This is a genomic window from Enterococcus sp. AMC1086 (assembly GCF_058216575.1).
On sequence record NZ_CM177100.1, the window covers coordinates 1,373,915 to 1,389,911 of the forward strand.

Annotated in this window: 12 protein-coding genes; 8 read left to right on the top strand and 4 right to left on the bottom strand. The window is 34.7% G+C overall.

All coding sequences use genetic code 11. From position 1 onward, the window contains the following. Window positions 1-26: 26 nt before the first annotated feature. From AC4BC4_RS06375 to AC4BC4_RS06400, 6 genes are all read left to right on the top strand, one after another. Complete coding sequence (locus AC4BC4_RS06375) at window positions 27-527, top strand: GNAT family N-acetyltransferase (RefSeq protein ID WP_490477151.1); 501 nt, start codon at window positions 27-29, stop codon at window positions 525-527. Window positions 528-759: 232 nt separating this feature from the next. Then, window positions 760-3,420 carry a magnesium-translocating P-type ATPase gene (mgtA, locus tag AC4BC4_RS06380; RefSeq protein WP_490477152.1) on the top strand — a complete coding sequence of 887 codons (2,661 nt, stop codon included), beginning with the start codon at window positions 760-762 and terminating at the stop codon, window positions 3,418-3,420. A gap of 467 nt (window positions 3,421-3,887) precedes the next feature. After that, window positions 3,888-6,491: an ATP-dependent chaperone ClpB gene (clpB, locus tag AC4BC4_RS06385; RefSeq protein ID WP_438756301.1), complete on the top strand. Its 2,604-nt coding sequence runs from the start codon at window positions 3,888-3,890 to the stop codon at window positions 6,489-6,491. Between the two features lie 212 nt (window positions 6,492-6,703). Next, window positions 6,704-7,144 carry a MarR family winged helix-turn-helix transcriptional regulator gene (locus AC4BC4_RS06390; RefSeq protein ID WP_438756300.1) on the top strand — a complete coding sequence of 147 codons (441 nt, stop codon included), beginning with the start codon at window positions 6,704-6,706 and terminating at the stop codon, window positions 7,142-7,144. 151 nt (window positions 7,145-7,295) lie between these two features. Beyond that, entirely contained in the window at window positions 7,296-7,700 is a 405-nt protein-coding gene (locus AC4BC4_RS06395; RefSeq protein ID WP_438756299.1) for an organic hydroperoxide resistance protein, read from the top strand. 259 nt (window positions 7,701-7,959) lie between these two features. Continuing rightward, a complete protein-coding gene (locus tag AC4BC4_RS06400) occupies window positions 7,960-9,618 on the top strand; it encodes an IS1182 family transposase (RefSeq protein ID WP_490477345.1) in 1,659 nt (552 codons plus the stop codon). Window positions 9,619-9,644: 26 nt separating this feature from the next. On the opposite strand, the gene AC4BC4_RS06405 is transcribed toward AC4BC4_RS06400, so the two are convergent. Genes AC4BC4_RS06405 through AC4BC4_RS06420 form a run of 4 tightly spaced genes read right to left on the bottom strand, consistent with a single transcriptional unit; the run spans window position 9,645 to window position 12,365 of the window. Beyond that, entirely contained in the window at window positions 9,645-10,322 is a 678-nt protein-coding gene (locus tag AC4BC4_RS06405) for a DUF2238 domain-containing protein (protein WP_438756298.1), read from the bottom strand. A gap of 39 nt (window positions 10,323-10,361) precedes the next feature. Next, window positions 10,362-10,841 carry a nucleoside 2-deoxyribosyltransferase gene (locus AC4BC4_RS06410; RefSeq protein ID WP_490477153.1) on the bottom strand — a complete coding sequence of 160 codons (480 nt, stop codon included), beginning with the start codon at window positions 10,839-10,841 and terminating at the stop codon, window positions 10,362-10,364. Between the two features lie 25 nt (window positions 10,842-10,866). Further along, a complete protein-coding gene (locus AC4BC4_RS06415; protein WP_438756296.1) occupies window positions 10,867-11,109 on the bottom strand; it encodes a DUF7662 domain-containing protein in 243 nt (80 codons plus the stop codon). 35 nt (window positions 11,110-11,144) lie between these two features. Further along, a complete protein-coding gene (locus AC4BC4_RS06420; protein ID WP_490477154.1) occupies window positions 11,145-12,365 on the bottom strand; it encodes a GNAT family N-acetyltransferase in 1,221 nt (406 codons plus the stop codon). A gap of 378 nt (window positions 12,366-12,743) precedes the next feature. On the opposite strand from AC4BC4_RS06420, the gene lepA reads away from it, so the two are divergent. Further along, window positions 12,744-14,579: a translation elongation factor 4 gene (gene lepA / locus AC4BC4_RS06425; RefSeq protein WP_490477155.1), complete on the top strand. Its 1,836-nt coding sequence runs from the start codon at window positions 12,744-12,746 to the stop codon at window positions 14,577-14,579. A gap of 494 nt (window positions 14,580-15,073) precedes the next feature. Continuing rightward, the gene (locus tag AC4BC4_RS06430) at window positions 15,074-15,274 is read left to right on the top strand and encodes a cold-shock protein (protein WP_010772775.1); all 201 of its coding nucleotides are present in this window, start codon (window positions 15,074-15,076) and stop codon (window positions 15,272-15,274) included. Window positions 15,275-15,997 lie beyond the last annotated feature (723 nt).

The following is a 15,997-nucleotide window of genomic DNA, read 5'->3' on the forward strand; positions in this document are numbered from 1 at the left end:
AACGGAGGAATTATCATGGTAAAACAGTGACTGTCAAAATTATCGATTGGAACAGTGAAGAATATTGGAAAGGAATTTTATTAAGAAATAAGTTCCTCAAAACGAGCGCGGGGAAAGAATGGATCAAAGAATTACCTGTAAATGAAGAGCAGGATATCCATATGGCTGCATTGATTGATGGAAAAGTTGTAGGAACCTTACTTCTTTTTAAAAGCAGCAAGGCAATAGCGCAAATTAAACAAGTGGCGATAGATGATCAGTATCAAGGATTTGGTATCGGAAAACAATTACTTGAATTTGCAGAAAAAATCGCGGATCTTATGAATTTTCAATCAGTATTTTTAACCGGCCGTAAACAAGCTTGGGGATTTTATACTCATTTAGGGTATCAAAGCATTGGCTATGCATATTCGGAGGGACAAGTGGTCTTAAAAAGATTTGAGAAAATAATTTATACCCAAAATGACCGACGAAAGGTTGAAATCATCAAAAATATAATGCTAAAGGAGATGGAAACAAATGGATGACAGTAGTCAGATGTTCAAGGACTTATGCAAAAAGAAATCTGTTGAAGAAAATATGTTTATTATTGTCTATTTGTTTCTAAGGCAAACAAGCAAGATTCTCCTGTAACAGATTCTCTTTTTCCATCAGTCCGATTCCTAAAATAGATAAAAATCATGAAATTTCAGATGACGAATTCTCGTATCAAACACTTGAAATTTCTTCGATAAGCGTTTTGGAAAGAAGGAGAATTATATGGATAAAAAAGTAGTATTAAATAGAAAAAATAACCAATCATATGAGTATTTTGCACGAAACTCGGTAGAAAATATATTGACATTTTTTAAATCTTCAAAAGTAGGATTGACGAATCAGCAAGCAATATTATCAAGAGAGACATTTGGCGAAAATACCATCACTTACGGTAAAAAAACACCGTTATTCGTTGAAATAATAAAAGCTTATTTTACACCATTTACGATTGTTTTGATTGCTTTAGCTATTATCTCGTTTGTAACAGATTATGTCATTGCCCCACCTGCTGATCGTGACCTTGTCGGTGTAATGATCATTATAGCAATGGTTTTGATCAGTGGTACCATGACGTTATTTCAATCAGTCAAATCAAATCAAGCAGCAGAAAAATTAAATAACATGGTGCAAATAACAGCAACTGTTGTTCGTAGAAAAAAACAACTTGAACTTCCAATCGAAGAAGTGGTTTGTGGAGATATTATAAAATTATCTGCAGGTGATATGATTCCAGCTGATATTCGTTTAACTAAAACAAAAGATTTGTTTGTTTCTCAATCTGCCATGACAGGTGAAAGTTACCCAGTTGAAAAAAGAGCTGACTACAAATTGAATACGAATAGTGCAGAAACTGAATACGAAAATATTGTGTTCATGGGTAGTAATGTAATCAGCGGTAGTGCAGAAGGAATCGTTATTTCTGTGGGAGATGATACACTTTTTGGAAAAGTAGCCCAAGATGTATCTGATAAAAATCCTCAAACAAATTTTGATGTCGGCATCAGCAAAACGTCTTGGTTGTTGATTCGATTTATGTTGGTAATGGCGCCAGCAGTATTTTTGATCAATGGTTTGACGAAAGGTGACTGGTTTGAAGCATTTCTTTTCGGTTTATCTGTCGCTGTCGGTTTGACACCTGAAATGCTTCCGATGATCGTAACGACAAATCTTGTCAAAGGTGCTTCAAGCATGGCCAAAAAAGGAACGATCATCAAAAATTTAAATGCAATTCAAAATTTTGGTGCAATCGATATTTTATGTACAGATAAGACAGGAACATTGACGCAAGACAAAATTATCCTAGAGTATCATTTAGACTGCGATGGCAAAGAAGATAGCCGAGTATTGCGCCATGCCTTTTTCAATAGTTATTATCAAACGGGCTTGAAAAATTTAATGGATGTAGCGATTATTGATGCAGCCAAATCGGAATTGTCGATTGATCCTTCTAAGTACACAAAAGTAGATGAAATTCCTTTTGATTTTAAGCGACGTCGCATGAGTGTTGTGATTGAAGACGAATCTGGTAAAACGCAAATGATCACAAAAGGTGCGGTAGAAGAGATGTTGGAAATTTCCAAGTATGTCGACTATCAAGGAACAGTTACCCTCTTAACGGAAAACCTTAAAAAAGAAATTTTGAAAACCGTTGAAGAATTAAACGAAGATGGTTTACGTGTATTAGCTGTATCTCAAAAAACAAATCCGGCTACAATTGATGAGTTTTCTGTTTCAGATGAAAATGAAATGGTTTTGATTGGGTATCTTGCGTTTCTTGATCCACCAAAAGAGACAACCAAAGCGGCGTTAGAAGCATTAAAAAATCATGGTGTGGATGTCAAAGTATTGACAGGAGATAATGCTTTAGTGACAAAATCAGTTTGCAAACAAGTAGGATTAGCGAATGAAGAATTGATCACAGGAAATGAAATCGCGCGAATGAATGATTTTGAACTGAAGATCATTGCAGAAAAATACAATATTTTCGTGAAGCTGACTCCTCAACAAAAAACGCGCATCGTTCAAGTTTTAAGAGAGGCTGGGCATACTGTTGGGTTTATGGGAGACGGAATCAATGATGCACCAGCAATGAAAGAAGCCGATGTTGGTATTTCTGTTGATACAGCAGTCGATATCGCAAAAGAATCTGCCGATGTTATTTTATTAGAAAAAGACTTAATGGTGTTGGAGCGTGGATTATTAGCTGGTAGAACGACTTTTGGAAATGTCATGAAGTATGTCAAAATGACGGCAAGTTCTAATTTTGGTAATATGTTTTCAGTTGTTGTTGCGAGTATCTTTTTACCGTTTTTGCCAATGTTACCACTGCAATTACTCTTTTTGAATTTGATTTATGATATTTCATGTATGTCGATACCGTGGGATCATGTAGACGATGAGTATTTGGAACAGCCCAAGAAATGGGATGCTTCAAAAATAGGTTCGTTTATGAAGTGGTTAGGACCGACTAGTTCAGTCTTTGATATTACCACCTATTTATTAATGTACTTTGTTATTTGTCCTCAATTGGTAGGCGGAAATTATCATGATCTGGGACCGGAACAACAAGCTGCTTTCATTGCGATTTTTCACGCAGGCTGGTTTATAGAATCACTTTGGTCACAAACTTTGGTGATTCATACGTTGCGGACGCCTAAAATTCCATTTTTACAAAGTCGAGCATCCTTTATTTTGACGACCATCACATCGTTAGGGATCGCAGTTGGTACAGTTTTACCATTTACAAGTTTTGGTCAAAGCTTAGGTTTGGCTGAACTACCTCTAAACTATTTTGCTTGGTTAGGATTGACAGTATTTTTATATTTATTCTTGGTAATGATCGTAAAAAAATTCTATGTAAAACGATTTGGAGAATTACTATAAAATCAATTAAAAGATTGAGTCTCACTAAAAGTGGCGCTCAATCTTTTTTGTCTATCTAACAGCTTATCTTTTGCTTAAATAGCTCATTGCGTTATCATAAAATTAGATGAGAAATTTCGTCAAAAAAATGCGTTTATTTATTGACCTTTACTGACCAAAGGAGTATAATAAATTTATAAGGTCAATAATGATCAAACTTTAGACCTTAAAAAAATAGTACAAAAGACGTACTGTTTTTTTGATAAATTAACGATACTATTTATATAAGTGAGATTTACGAGCTGTTTTTAAATCAAAATCAAAATCAAAATCAAATGAAGCCGTAATTCTTTCACAATATTTAGCTCTGTAGGCTAGTTCCTCAGAAAAAAGATAAAAATACAACGTGAATAAAAATGCTACAGTTTTCTGTTTTCCAGTCGGAACTGATTGGATCTACACAGCTTTTAAATTTAGGAGGTAATTCTATGAACATCGAAAAAATGACAACGACATTACAAGAAGCAATCGCAGAGGCGCAACAGGTCGCAGTTACTCGTCATCATCAAGAAATCGATATTGCACATCTATGGAAGATTTTTTTGCAGCCAAATCATTTTGGACGTAACTTTTATACAGACGCTGGAGTTGACGTAGAAGCTTTTGAACGTGAAATCGATCAAGCAATTGATGAATATCCAAGCATCCAAGGCAGCAACATCCAATATGGTCAAAGTATGAGTCAAAATCTGTTTAACTTATTAGGTGAAGCGGACAAACTTAGAGAATCATTTCAAGATGAGTTTTTAGCAACTGAAATCGTGATTTTAGCGTTGATGAAATTAAAAAATTATCGATTAACGAAATATTTAACGAGTCAGGGTATCACAGAAAAAGAACTACGTAAAAATATTGAAGACATGAGAGGGGGAGATCGTGTGACTTCTAAAAATCAAGAAGAACAATACAAAGCATTAGAAAAATATGGGGTAGATTTAGTACAGCAAGTAAAAAGTGGCAATCAAGATCCCATTATCGGTCGTGATGAAGAAATCCGTGATGTGATTCGAATTCTTTCACGTAAAACAAAAAATAATCCTGTTTTGATTGGTGAACCAGGTGTTGGTAAAACAGCCATTATTGAAGGATTAGCACAACGTATCGTTCGTAAAGATGTACCAGAAAATCTAAAAGATAAAACCATTTTTTCATTAGATATGGGTGCATTGATTGCAGGAGCAAAATTCCGTGGTGAATTTGAAGAAAGATTAAAAGCAGTTTTAAAAGAAGTAAAGAAAAGTGAAGGACGAATTATTTTATTCATCGATGAAATACACAATATTGTTGGTGCAGGAAAAACAGAAGGAAGTATGGATGCTGGAAACTTATTAAAACCAATGTTGGCTCGTGGCGAACTGCATTTGATTGGTGCAACAACATTAGACGAATATCGTCAATATATGGAAAAAGACAAAGCCTTAGAGCGCCGTTTCCAAAAAGTTTTAGTTAAAGAACCAACAGTAGAAGATACGATCAGTATCTTACGTGGGTTAAAAGAACGTTTTGAAATTCACCATAGTGTTAATATACATGATAATGCATTGGTCGCTGCAGCAACTTTATCTGATCGTTATATCACAGATCGTTTCTTGCCAGATAAGGCAATTGATTTAGTGGATGAAGCTAGTGCAACAATTCGAGTGGAAATGAATTCCATGCCGACTGAACTTGATCAAGTGACACGACGTTTGATGCAATTAGAAATTGAAGAAGCCGCATTAAAAAAAGAGTCAGATGATGCTAGTAAGAAACGTTTGAATGCATTGCAAGAAGAATTAGCAGACCTTCGTGAAGAAGCCAACGCAATGAAGATGCAATGGGAAACAGAAAAAGAAGAAGTCAATGCGGTCAGCAATAAGCGTGGAGAAATCGATAAGGCGAAACATGAACTGGAAGATGCAGAAAATAATTACGATCTAGAAAGAGCTGCCGTACTTCGTCATGGTACGATTCCACAATTAGAGGAAGAATTGAAAGAACTTGAAGCAAAAAATGACAAAGACAATGTACGAATGGTACAAGAAGCCGTAACTGAAAATGAAATTGCCCAAGTTGTCGGCCGTTTGACAGGGATTCCTGTAACCAAACTGGTTGAAGGGGAACGAGAAAAACTAATGAAATTGAATGAAACTCTTCATAAACGGGTCATTGGTCAAGAAGAAGCCGTTGATGCAGTTAGTGATGCGGTCATTCGTTCTCGAGCAGGTCTGCAAGATCCAAACCGTCCCTTAGGTTCTTTCCTATTTTTAGGACCAACAGGTGTTGGTAAGACAGAATTAGCAAAAGCGTTGGCTGAGGATTTATTCGATTCAGAAGACCATATGGTACGGATCGATATGAGTGAATATATGGAAAAACATAGTGTCTCTCGGTTAGTTGGTGCGCCTCCAGGCTACGTTGGTTACGAAGAGGGTGGTCAATTGACCGAAGCCGTTCGACGTAATCCATATACGATTGTTTTACTAGATGAAATTGAAAAAGCACATCCCGATGTATTTAATATTTTATTGCAAGTTTTGGATGATGGCCGATTAACTGATTCTAAAGGGCGAGTCGTGGATTTTAAAAACACTGTGATGATCATGACCAGTAATATTGGTTCCCAACTATTGCTTGAAGGTGTAACACCAGAAGGAACGATTCCAGAAAATGTAGAAGAACAAGTCATGACAATTTTACAAGGGAATTTCAAACCAGAGTTCTTAAATAGAATTGACGATACGATCCTATTTACGCCGCTAAGCTTAGCTAATGTGAAAGGTATCATCGGAAAAATGACAGCTCAATTAGCAAAACGTTTGGAACAGCAAGAAATTGAATTAGTGATTTCGGATGAGGCGAAAACATGGATTGCTGAAAGTGGTTATGACCCAGCTTATGGTGCTCGTCCATTGAAAAGGTTTATTACAAAAGAAGTGGAGACACCATTAGCGAAAGAAATCGTTTCAGGGCGCATAATGCCGAAAACAAAAGTAACAATCAGTTTATTGAACGAACAATTGGTGTTTGAAAATGAACCGATAGAAGAATAAGGGGCTGGAACAGAAGCGTTTATCCCCGAAAAAATAAGCAGAAATTCACAAAAATGACGTTTAAAATTTTTGTGAATTTCTGCTTATCTTTAAACGGGCTGCTTCTATGTCGTCGTTTAATCATACTCTTTTTAATAAAAAAATATTGATTTTAAAAACTATATTGTGTAAAATCTAACTACACTATACTAGCAATTAAAAAGAGGGATTAAGTGGATAAGAAAATTAGACGATTAGAAGAACAATTATGTTTTTCTTTACAGACAGCCTCAAAACAATTTAATAGAATGTATGCGAAGGCTTTAAAGCCATTTCATTTAACCTATCCTCAATATTTGGTGTTACTTGTTTTATGGGAACACTCAGATCAGCGAATTTCCGACATTGGAGAAAAACTGGCACTTGATACAGGAACATTGACACCCATGCTGAAAAGAATGGAAAAAAATGGATATATCAATCGAAATAGATTGCCAGAAGATGAACGAATCGTGATTATTTCACTTTCTGAAAAAGCGATTCAGCTAGAGAAGAAGATTTATGATCAAGTAGAAGGGTGTTTGACGCAACTTGATTTTAATGAAAAAAACTATTTCTCTTTGATGGAACAGATCAATACTTTGAGTCAAAAAATTAATGAAATTGATTATTAGATGATGTAGAAACGAGACTTCAAAAATCGCCATTTTGAGGTCTTTTTTCTTATAAAATTTCTTAAAGCAAACTAGTGTACATTCGAATTAATATTGTGTACAATTTAATTGTACGATATAGCTATGACAATTTGAAAGGGAGGAATTAATTATGAAAAAAATCTATTCAACGACCATTATCAATACAGGCGGAAGAGAGGGAGAAGTTTTTTCACCCGATAAATCATTTAGTTATCAAGTGACATCTCCTGGTCCACATCAAGAAAATAAAACGAATCCGGAACAACTATTTGCGGCAGCTTATAGCTCTTGTTTCAATAGTGCGTTAGAACTTGTGATGGCAAATAAAAAAATCACATCAAAAAGCACTGTAAAAGCGACTGTATCACTATTCAGTGATGAACAATCTGGTTTTCAAGTGGGTGTTGTCTTATCTGTGAAAATTGATGATGTTGATCGTGAAACAGCAGAAGAATTAGTAAAAGCTGCACATGAAGTATGTCCATATTCAAAAGCAACAAGAGGAAATATCTCAGTTGAGTTAGAAGTGGAATAGATCAAAGAGAGTTAAAAAGTAGCAGGAAATAAAGTTAAAAATAGGATGGGACAGAAGCGTTTGATACCGAGAAATAAGAGGGATTTGCTTCTACTCTCACCGTTTAGTTGGATTTTTTAAGAGCTTGGGACATAAGTACTAACGAAAAATCCAGATACCAGTCAAATTGATTGGCATCTGGATTGTTTTTTTGTACAAAAATAAGAACACCTTTGCTAAAATAAAAGTGACTAAACAAATAAGTCAGCGAGGTGTTCTTATGTTTAAAAATTATACCACAAATCAAGTCGTTCTTCCTCTAGATTTTAGTTTTCAGTTAGAAAAAAACGATATTGCGTTTGTCATTGATCAATTAGTTGAAAGTATTCCGGAGGAACGCTTTCTTCCTTTTCATCATCAAATGGGGCCTTCTTCTTATCATCCGAAAATGATGATGAAGATGATTTTATGTGCCTACACACAATCTGTATTTTCTGGTCGCAAGATTGAAGCCTTGACGAAAGACAGTATTCGCATGATGTGGCTTACTCAAAGTTATCAACCTAGTTATCGAACCATCAATCGTTTTCGAGTGAATCCTTTAGTGAATGCACTCCTTCGGGAGTGCTTCGTCCAGTTCCGTAGCCAATTAGTCAAGGAACAATTAATCGATGAAGAAGCCATTTTTATCGATGGTACAAAGATTGAAGCCAACGCCAATAAATACACCTTTGTTTGGAGAAAATCCATTGATAACTTTGATAAAAAGCTTACTGAAAAATCAAATTTTCTCTACGATGAATTGTTAAAGAATCAAATTATTCCTGAAATTGAGCGAGAGTCCTCAAAAGAATTATCTGTCACTGAATTAGGTAAGATTGAAGAAAATCTCGCGCATGTTGTCGAAAAGTTTACAGAAAAAATCGAACAAGCAGAGGATGGAATTACGCGCAAATCAATCCGTTCTAAACGAAAAATTCCTAAAAAATTAAGGACACTTTTCAAGGACTTTAAAGAGCGAAAACTCGCTTATCAAAAACATAGACAGATTTTAGGGCAACGAAACAGTTACTCTAGAACTGATCTAGATGCCACTTTTATGCGCATGAAAGACGATCATATGAAAAATGGTCAGTTGAAAGCAGGTTATAATCTTCAAATCGCCACGAACAGTCAGTATATTTTAGGCTATGATCTTTTCTCAAATCCAACAGATACACGAACATTGCGCCCTTTTTTAACCACTTTAAAAGAGCGTTTCTTTGATCTGCCAAACTATATTGTCGCAGATGCCGGCTATGGAGGAGAAGAAAACTATCAAGCGGTTTTAGAGGATCACGAGCGAACACCACTCATCACTTATGCCATGTACCATAAAGAACAGAAGAAAAAGTTTAAACAAAATCCGTTCCTTCCAGCAAACTGGTCGTATCAGGAATTAGATGATACGTTTCTTTGTCCAAACGGACGAAAAATGAATTTTCGAAACTATTCTATTCGTACAGATAAATATGGCTTTAAACGTTATTTAAAACGGTATGAATGTGAAGACTGCTCGAATTGTCCTCTTCGAAGCCAGTGTACAAAAGCGAAGAGTGACAAGAATCGTGAGATTCAAAAGAACATGAATTGGGAATACTTTAAAGCAAGAATTCAACAGCTGCTTTCAGAAGAAGAAACAGGTAAACTCTATCGTCAACGAAAAATTGACGTCGAACCAGCTTTCGGACATTTGAAGGCTTGTTTAGGGTTCACTCGGTTCTCTGTTCGAGGGAAACAACAGGCACACAATGAAATTGGATTCGCGTTAATCGCAGTAAATTTAAGGAAATATAGGCTAAGTAAGCTAGAAAACATGAAGGATTCTCCCAATAATCTAAAAAATAAAAGACTGAAAAACATTTTTATGATTTTCGGTCTTCTGTTTTATTTGTCTTAAGACTTATGTCCCAAGCTCTTCTTTGTTTATTTAGTTACTTTTCTAAACGCATAGGCTTTAAAATAATCAGGGTTACGTCTTTGTGTAAAGCTGTAAACCGTTAATATCAATGCCCCGATCGTATTCGTTAATAAATCACCCATCGTATCCATTAAAGCAGCTCGTCCAACATAAGGTTGTCCTGCTTCGGTCATATAACGCTGCAGATTCATATTACCAAGAGAGTCACAAAGAAATTCCCAAAACTCCCAGAAAACGCCACATAATCCAGCGAATGCAAACCCCATAATGATAAATAACCAAGGGCTAATTTTAGAAAAGTCTGACTCTCGTAAACAATAGCCAATAATTGCATATCCAACAGCCACTAATAAAATTGGACTAACAGCATGAAGAATTTTATCCCAAAACGATACAACAATGATCAAGCGTAAACCAGTACCAAGAAAAACCGCGATCCAAATGAAAAACCAATAATAAAGGCGTACCATTTTAGGGAAAATCAATCCAGTGAATTTTGTGAAAATAAATGGTACAAAAATGACGGCAATCCCTGCAATCATTTCAAATGACAATAATACATATTGCTCTGTTGGTTGGACCATAAAAGTTTTCACAATATTGACGATCAATGTAATGACACCAAAAACAAGTAAAAAATAAAAGGCATTTTTTTCTTGTTTATCTTCAAATTCTAACTTCATATAAAAACCTCCAATATTCATATTTTATGAACAACTAAATTACTTGTTTAGATGTTTTTTGATTAATGCTAAAAAATCGTCCTCATCGCTGACTATCGATCCATTCAATTTCACTAAACCAACTGTATATAAGTTTAAATAATGAAATTGATTCTCAGCAGTTTCACCCAATGCAGCTAATTTTTTTTGATTATCGGCTCCTTGTTGACGAGTATCTGTATATAGTGCAATCATGGGAATCTGTTTAGCATATGCTACACCAATTTCAGAAGCTACACCAGCGTCAATAGTAATACCATCTAAAACAGCTACCAACAAGTCACTCTCAAGTACCTTTTCAGTATCCGCCAGTGCAATCATTTTACTATCAGCATATGCAGTTTTATCATTGATTGCACCATTTTCTTGAGGTAAATAAACGTCGATTGAATGATCCAATTCTCGAATTTTCTTCACTAAGTATTCATTGTAACGTAAATCTGCTTTTGCAAACATTGGTCCTGCAAAATAAATATTCATTTTTTCACCTCTACGATTTGTTTTGTCATTTTAATTTTTTAGAAAAAAAGACGATTTGATTGACCAAATCTACTTTTTCAACTTGATAACCATAAGCAGACCAAGCAAAAGAAAAGGAATGTTCTTTTTTCGTCCACCAAGCGCTATACGTTTTTGCTGATTCTGGCAGTGTATGATTTGAGGCCATTTTTGACTCTATTTCGGCAAAAGATAATTGAGTGCCTGTTGATTTACCTAATAGAGTTGGAATAACGAGAAAATCATCCATAAAATCATCCTTTGCTATAATTACTTTTGTAGCTTTTAAAAATAATCACTAAAGTAAGCTTCTTGATCAGGTAAAATTCGTTCTAATGAATTCAACGTTTCTTTATCTGTTTCTATCCGTTCGATTCGATGTAAATAAGTCGGTCGGCGATAATTCATTAATAAACACGTTAAGGTCTGAATATCGATATGAACGGGTTGTCCTAATGGCTCATCTGTTACAGAAACCTGATCATCTTCATCCCACAACAAACTAAATACACCATTGTTCCATTCTGCAACAGGATCACTCACCACAAAATGAAAGGGTTTAGCGGTGCTGGTATAAGGATAAGCCAGCAACATTTCTTTTACATCCACGATTCTAGCCATGTAATAAGGTTCAATCGTCTCTTTGATTTGGCTATCATCCAATAAAAAAGCGAGAGGTTCATTTTTATAAATATCACCTTCAGCCCAATCGATCATTGAAAAATGTGCTGAAATAAAATTCCATAATGCATTTCGTGCTTCTTGATTAATATAAAACATTTCTTTAATATGGAAGACATCTTCAGCCACCCAATAAAATAATACGCCAAGAGGTTCTTGGTTTGCTCCGTAATAAATAGCAGCTGTTCGTTCATCTTCATTTTCAAAGCGCCAATATTCTTCCCAGTTAAATTCACTACGAATCAAAGCACCATGATTTTGACGAGCAAATTTTGCATAAACCGTGAAAACATCTTCATGATCTACACTCACACGTTCCACCATACCAGGGACTGTAACTTGCTTAGGCAACTGAGTATCGCGGATTTTAAAAGATAACTTGTCTGACATGATTTCCCAGCCTTTTCTTCTATAGTATGGGATACTATAGGGATAAAGATATGAAATCCATTGTTGATCTTCGCGCATGTTTTTAAGAGCAAGATGAATCAAATCTTGCATCAACCCATGATTGGCATATTCAGGATAAGTTCCAACTCCTGTGATGCCCCCCATTTTAAAAAGCGTTCCGTGAATATTGACTTCGCAAGGATAAATCGCAATTTGAGAAATCAACTGGTCTTCATGAAACCAGCCAAAAACTTTAGATTGTTCTAAAATCGGTTGCTTTGATTTGATCAATTCTTTTTTACTTTCATAACCGCTTTCCTCTAAATCTGCTTCCGTAAACTGGAAGACGTAACTTAATAATTCGTTGAACTGATCAACATATTTCTCATCCACGGCTTTTAATTCTAAACTATCTTTGAACTCTTTTTGGTCCATTTTTCCATCTCCAATTATTTTTCTATCTTCAGTATATCAAAAAAATAGTAATAAATAGAGTATTACTTACTAAGAAATGATAAAAATGTTTTTTTATTATAAAATAATGCGTAGTCAAGATTCCAGTAAGCGTAAACAAATAAATAGAAGAGCATAGGTTCAAAAGGAAGTTGAATAGAAAAGAGGATGTTGTTTTATAAGAGACCGATAATTAATGCTTCTATATAAGGAAACATGGGAAAGTTCTTTAATTCTGGTAGAAATCTTGCTATAATGGAAAGTGCTGATTGAAAATGATCTGAGCGATGAGCCAGTACGATTTGATTTAACGAAATCACAAGCTTATTCAGCTTTTCATAAAAGAAATGAGGACTATTAATGAATATAAATGAAATGAAGCAAAGACAAGAAAAAATTCGTAACTTTTCCATTATTGCTCATATTGACCATGGAAAATCGACACTTGCTGATCGAATTCTACAAAAAACCGAGACAGTTTCAGACCGTGAAATGCAAGATCAATTACTGGATGCTATGGATTTAGAACGTGAACGAGGAATTACGATCAAGCTGAATGCAGTAGAATTAACGTATACAGCAAAAAATGGCGAAGATTATATCTTTCATTTGATCGACACGCCAGGACATGTGGATTTCACGTATGAAGTATCAAGAAGTTTAGCAGCCTGTGAAGGAGCTATTTTAGTTGTTGATGCGGCTCAAGGAATCGAGGCACAGACGTTAGCGAATGTTTATTTAGCGTTAGATAATGATTTGGAAATTATTCCAGTTATCAATAAAATCGATTTACCAGCAGCAGATCCAGAACGTGTTCGCACAGAAATCGAAGATGTGATCGGGATCGATGCCAGTGATGCTGTCTTGGCAAGTGCAAAAGCAGGAATTGGCATCGAAGATATTTTAGAACAAATTGTTGATTTAGTTCCAGCGCCAACGGGTGATCTTGACGCACCGTTAAAAGCCTTGATTTTCGATTCAGTTTACGACAGTTATCGTGGGGTCATATTAAATGTCCGAATCATGGATGGTGTCGTTAAACCGGGTGATAAGATCATGATGATGAATAATAATAAAACATTTGAGGTAACTGAAGTCGGTATTTTCTCACCAAAACCAATCAGTCGTGATTTCCTAATGGTCGGTGATGTGGGCTATATTACTGCAGCAATCAAAACAGTTCGTGATACGCAAGTAGGGGATACTGTTACTTTAGCCAATAATCCTGCCAAAGAAGCATTAGCAGGATATCGTAAAATGAATCCAATGGTTTACTGTGGGCTATATCCAATTGATAATTCACGTTATGTTGAATTACGTGAAGCATTGGAAAAATTACAATTAAATGATGCAGCCCTGCAATTTGAAGCAGAATCTTCTCAAGCATTAGGCTTCGGATACCGTTGCGGATTTTTAGGCTTGCTGCATATGGATGTTATTCAAGAACGGTTGGAACGAGAATTTAATCTTGACTTGATTACAACGGCTCCGTCTGTAATTTATCATGTAACAAAGACGGATGGCACGAAAATCGTGGTCGATAATCCAGCAGAATTTCCAGACCAAAGTACTGTTGACTTTGTTGAAGAGCCATACGTTAAAGCGACGATCATGGTGCCAAATGAATATGTTGGGGCTGTTATGGAAATTTCTCAACGTAAACGTGGGGAATTTGTCACGATGGATTACTTGGATGAATACCGAGTAAACGTTATTTATGATATGCCATTGTCAGAGATCGTATACGATTTCTTTGATCGCTTAAAATCAGGTACAAAAGGGTATGCTTCATTAGATTATGAAATGATTGGTTACCGTAAGAGCAATCTCTCTAAGATGGATATTTTGTTGAACTCAGAAAAAGTCGATGCACTAAGCTTTATCGTCCATAAAGATTTTGCTTTTGAACGTGGAAAAGTAATTGTTGAGAAATTGAAGAAACTAATTCCTAGACAACAATTTGAGGTACCGATTCAAGCTGCAATTGGTCAAAAAATCACGGCACGTTCTACAATCAAAGCACTACGCAAAAATGTCTTGGCCAAATGTTATGGTGGGGACATCTCACGTAAACGTAAGTTGTTAGAAAAACAAAAAGATGGTAAAAAGCGAATGAAACAAGTTGGTTCTGTTGAAGTACCTCAAGAAGCCTTCATGGCTGTTTTGAAAATGGATGAGGACGAACCAAAGAAATAATCGAGGGTTGACTCTTTTTGTTAAGAAACATCAATAGCATTTATCTTTGGAAATAAGAAAAGGATGCTTATGCTTTGACAGTTTATTCGTATTAAGAGTGTAAAATAAATGTGAATCCTACCTTTTTCACACCTGTTTTATGTTCGCTACGCAGACAAAGAGAGAATAGATGATTGCATGTACGTGCATTATGTAGTAGAATGAAAAAGTCTGAAAAATCAATACCTTAACAAATAACTATCCTTATCCCATCTCAAACGAGGTGGGATTTTAGTTTGATCAAAATATACTAGACTGAATTAAATTAGGGTTCTCTCATAATTGAATAAAATTGTTTACTTTCATTTAATGTAATCGTATAATAGGAAATGTAGTATAATTGTAATTTAAATTAATAGGTCATTTCATTCGTAAGGGTGTCTTAATTCCTCTTTTTTTATCACAAAGGTATTGCAAAAATTAATCGTGCTAAAAGCACTAGGAGGAACACATTTATGAATACAGGTACAGTGAAATGGTTTAATGCAGATAAAGGTTTTGGATTCATTACTCAAGATAACGGAACAGATTTATTCGCTCACTTTTCAGCAATCCAAGGTGACGGATTTAAATCTTTAGACGAAGGTCAAAGCGTATCTTTTGATATTGAAGAAGGTCAACGTGGACCCCAAGCAACTAACATCGTTAAAAACTAATTAAAGATTTTCAAAACGATTCAGTAATTACTGGATCGTTTTTTTATTTAAAAAATTAAAATCACTCCAATTTGATAATAATAATAAAAACTAATTAATAAATATATTTTTTTAAGAGTATATTGTTTGCAAAATTATTTAAAGCCTAGTAATATACAGTTATACCAACAACAACCCTTTTTATTTTTTCATTTTACTCTTTTAGAGTAAAACTCCTTTTCCCATCTTCTAGTCGAAGATGGGATTTTTTATTAATTAATAGAATATAGAAGAATACATTTTATACAAATGAAATCGCATTTTATAAAATAAGTTGAAATTTTTTTTTGATAAAAAGAGAACGTTTTGATCTTTTTTAAATCATTTAAGAATCTTGAAGAGTTATTAGTTGATATTATTTTAAAAAAATAGTATTATAAATTCATACCAACAACAACCCTTTTTATTTTTTCATTTTACTCTTTTAGAGTAAAACTCCTTTTCCCACCTTCTTTTGAGGGTGGGATTTTTTGATAAATAAAAAATGATAAATAAAAAAATGTGATTAAAAAAATAAACATAAAAAGTTAGATGCTTTGTGTTTCTTTTTTTTATCTAATAATAGGGTTCTCACTGGCTATTTAAATTTAGTTTGTTGTTTTTGGCTTCTTGATAATAGTGAGAAGTCAATTGTATAATTATTAACTCATCTAATATAGGTTAATGACTTAAGGGGTTTTTCTT

Coding starts and splice junctions, on each gene's coding strand:
- mgtA (WP_490477152.1), top strand. CDS start 760: ATGGATAAAAAAGTAGTATTAAATAGAAAAAATAACCAATCATATGAG.
- clpB (WP_438756301.1), top strand. CDS start 3,888: ATGAACATCGAAAAAATGACAACGACATTACAAGAAGCAATCGCAGAG.
- AC4BC4_RS06395 (WP_438756299.1), top strand. CDS start 7,296: ATGAAAAAAATCTATTCAACGACCATTATCAATACAGGCGGAAGAGAG.
- AC4BC4_RS06400 (WP_490477345.1), top strand. CDS start 7,960: ATGTTTAAAAATTATACCACAAATCAAGTCGTTCTTCCTCTAGATTTT.
- AC4BC4_RS06405 (WP_438756298.1), bottom strand. CDS start 10,322: ATGAAGTTAGAATTTGAAGATAAACAAGAAAAAAATGCCTTTTATTTT.
- AC4BC4_RS06410 (WP_490477153.1), bottom strand. CDS start 10,841: ATGAATATTTATTTTGCAGGACCAATGTTTGCAAAAGCAGATTTACGT.
- AC4BC4_RS06415 (WP_438756296.1), bottom strand. CDS start 11,109: ATGGATGATTTTCTCGTTATTCCAACTCTATTAGGTAAATCAACAGGC.
- AC4BC4_RS06420 (WP_490477154.1), bottom strand. CDS start 12,365: ATGGACCAAAAAGAGTTCAAAGATAGTTTAGAATTAAAAGCCGTGGAT.
- lepA (WP_490477155.1), top strand. CDS start 12,744: ATGAATATAAATGAAATGAAGCAAAGACAAGAAAAAATTCGTAACTTT.
- AC4BC4_RS06430 (WP_010772775.1), top strand. CDS start 15,074: ATGAATACAGGTACAGTGAAATGGTTTAATGCAGATAAAGGTTTTGGA.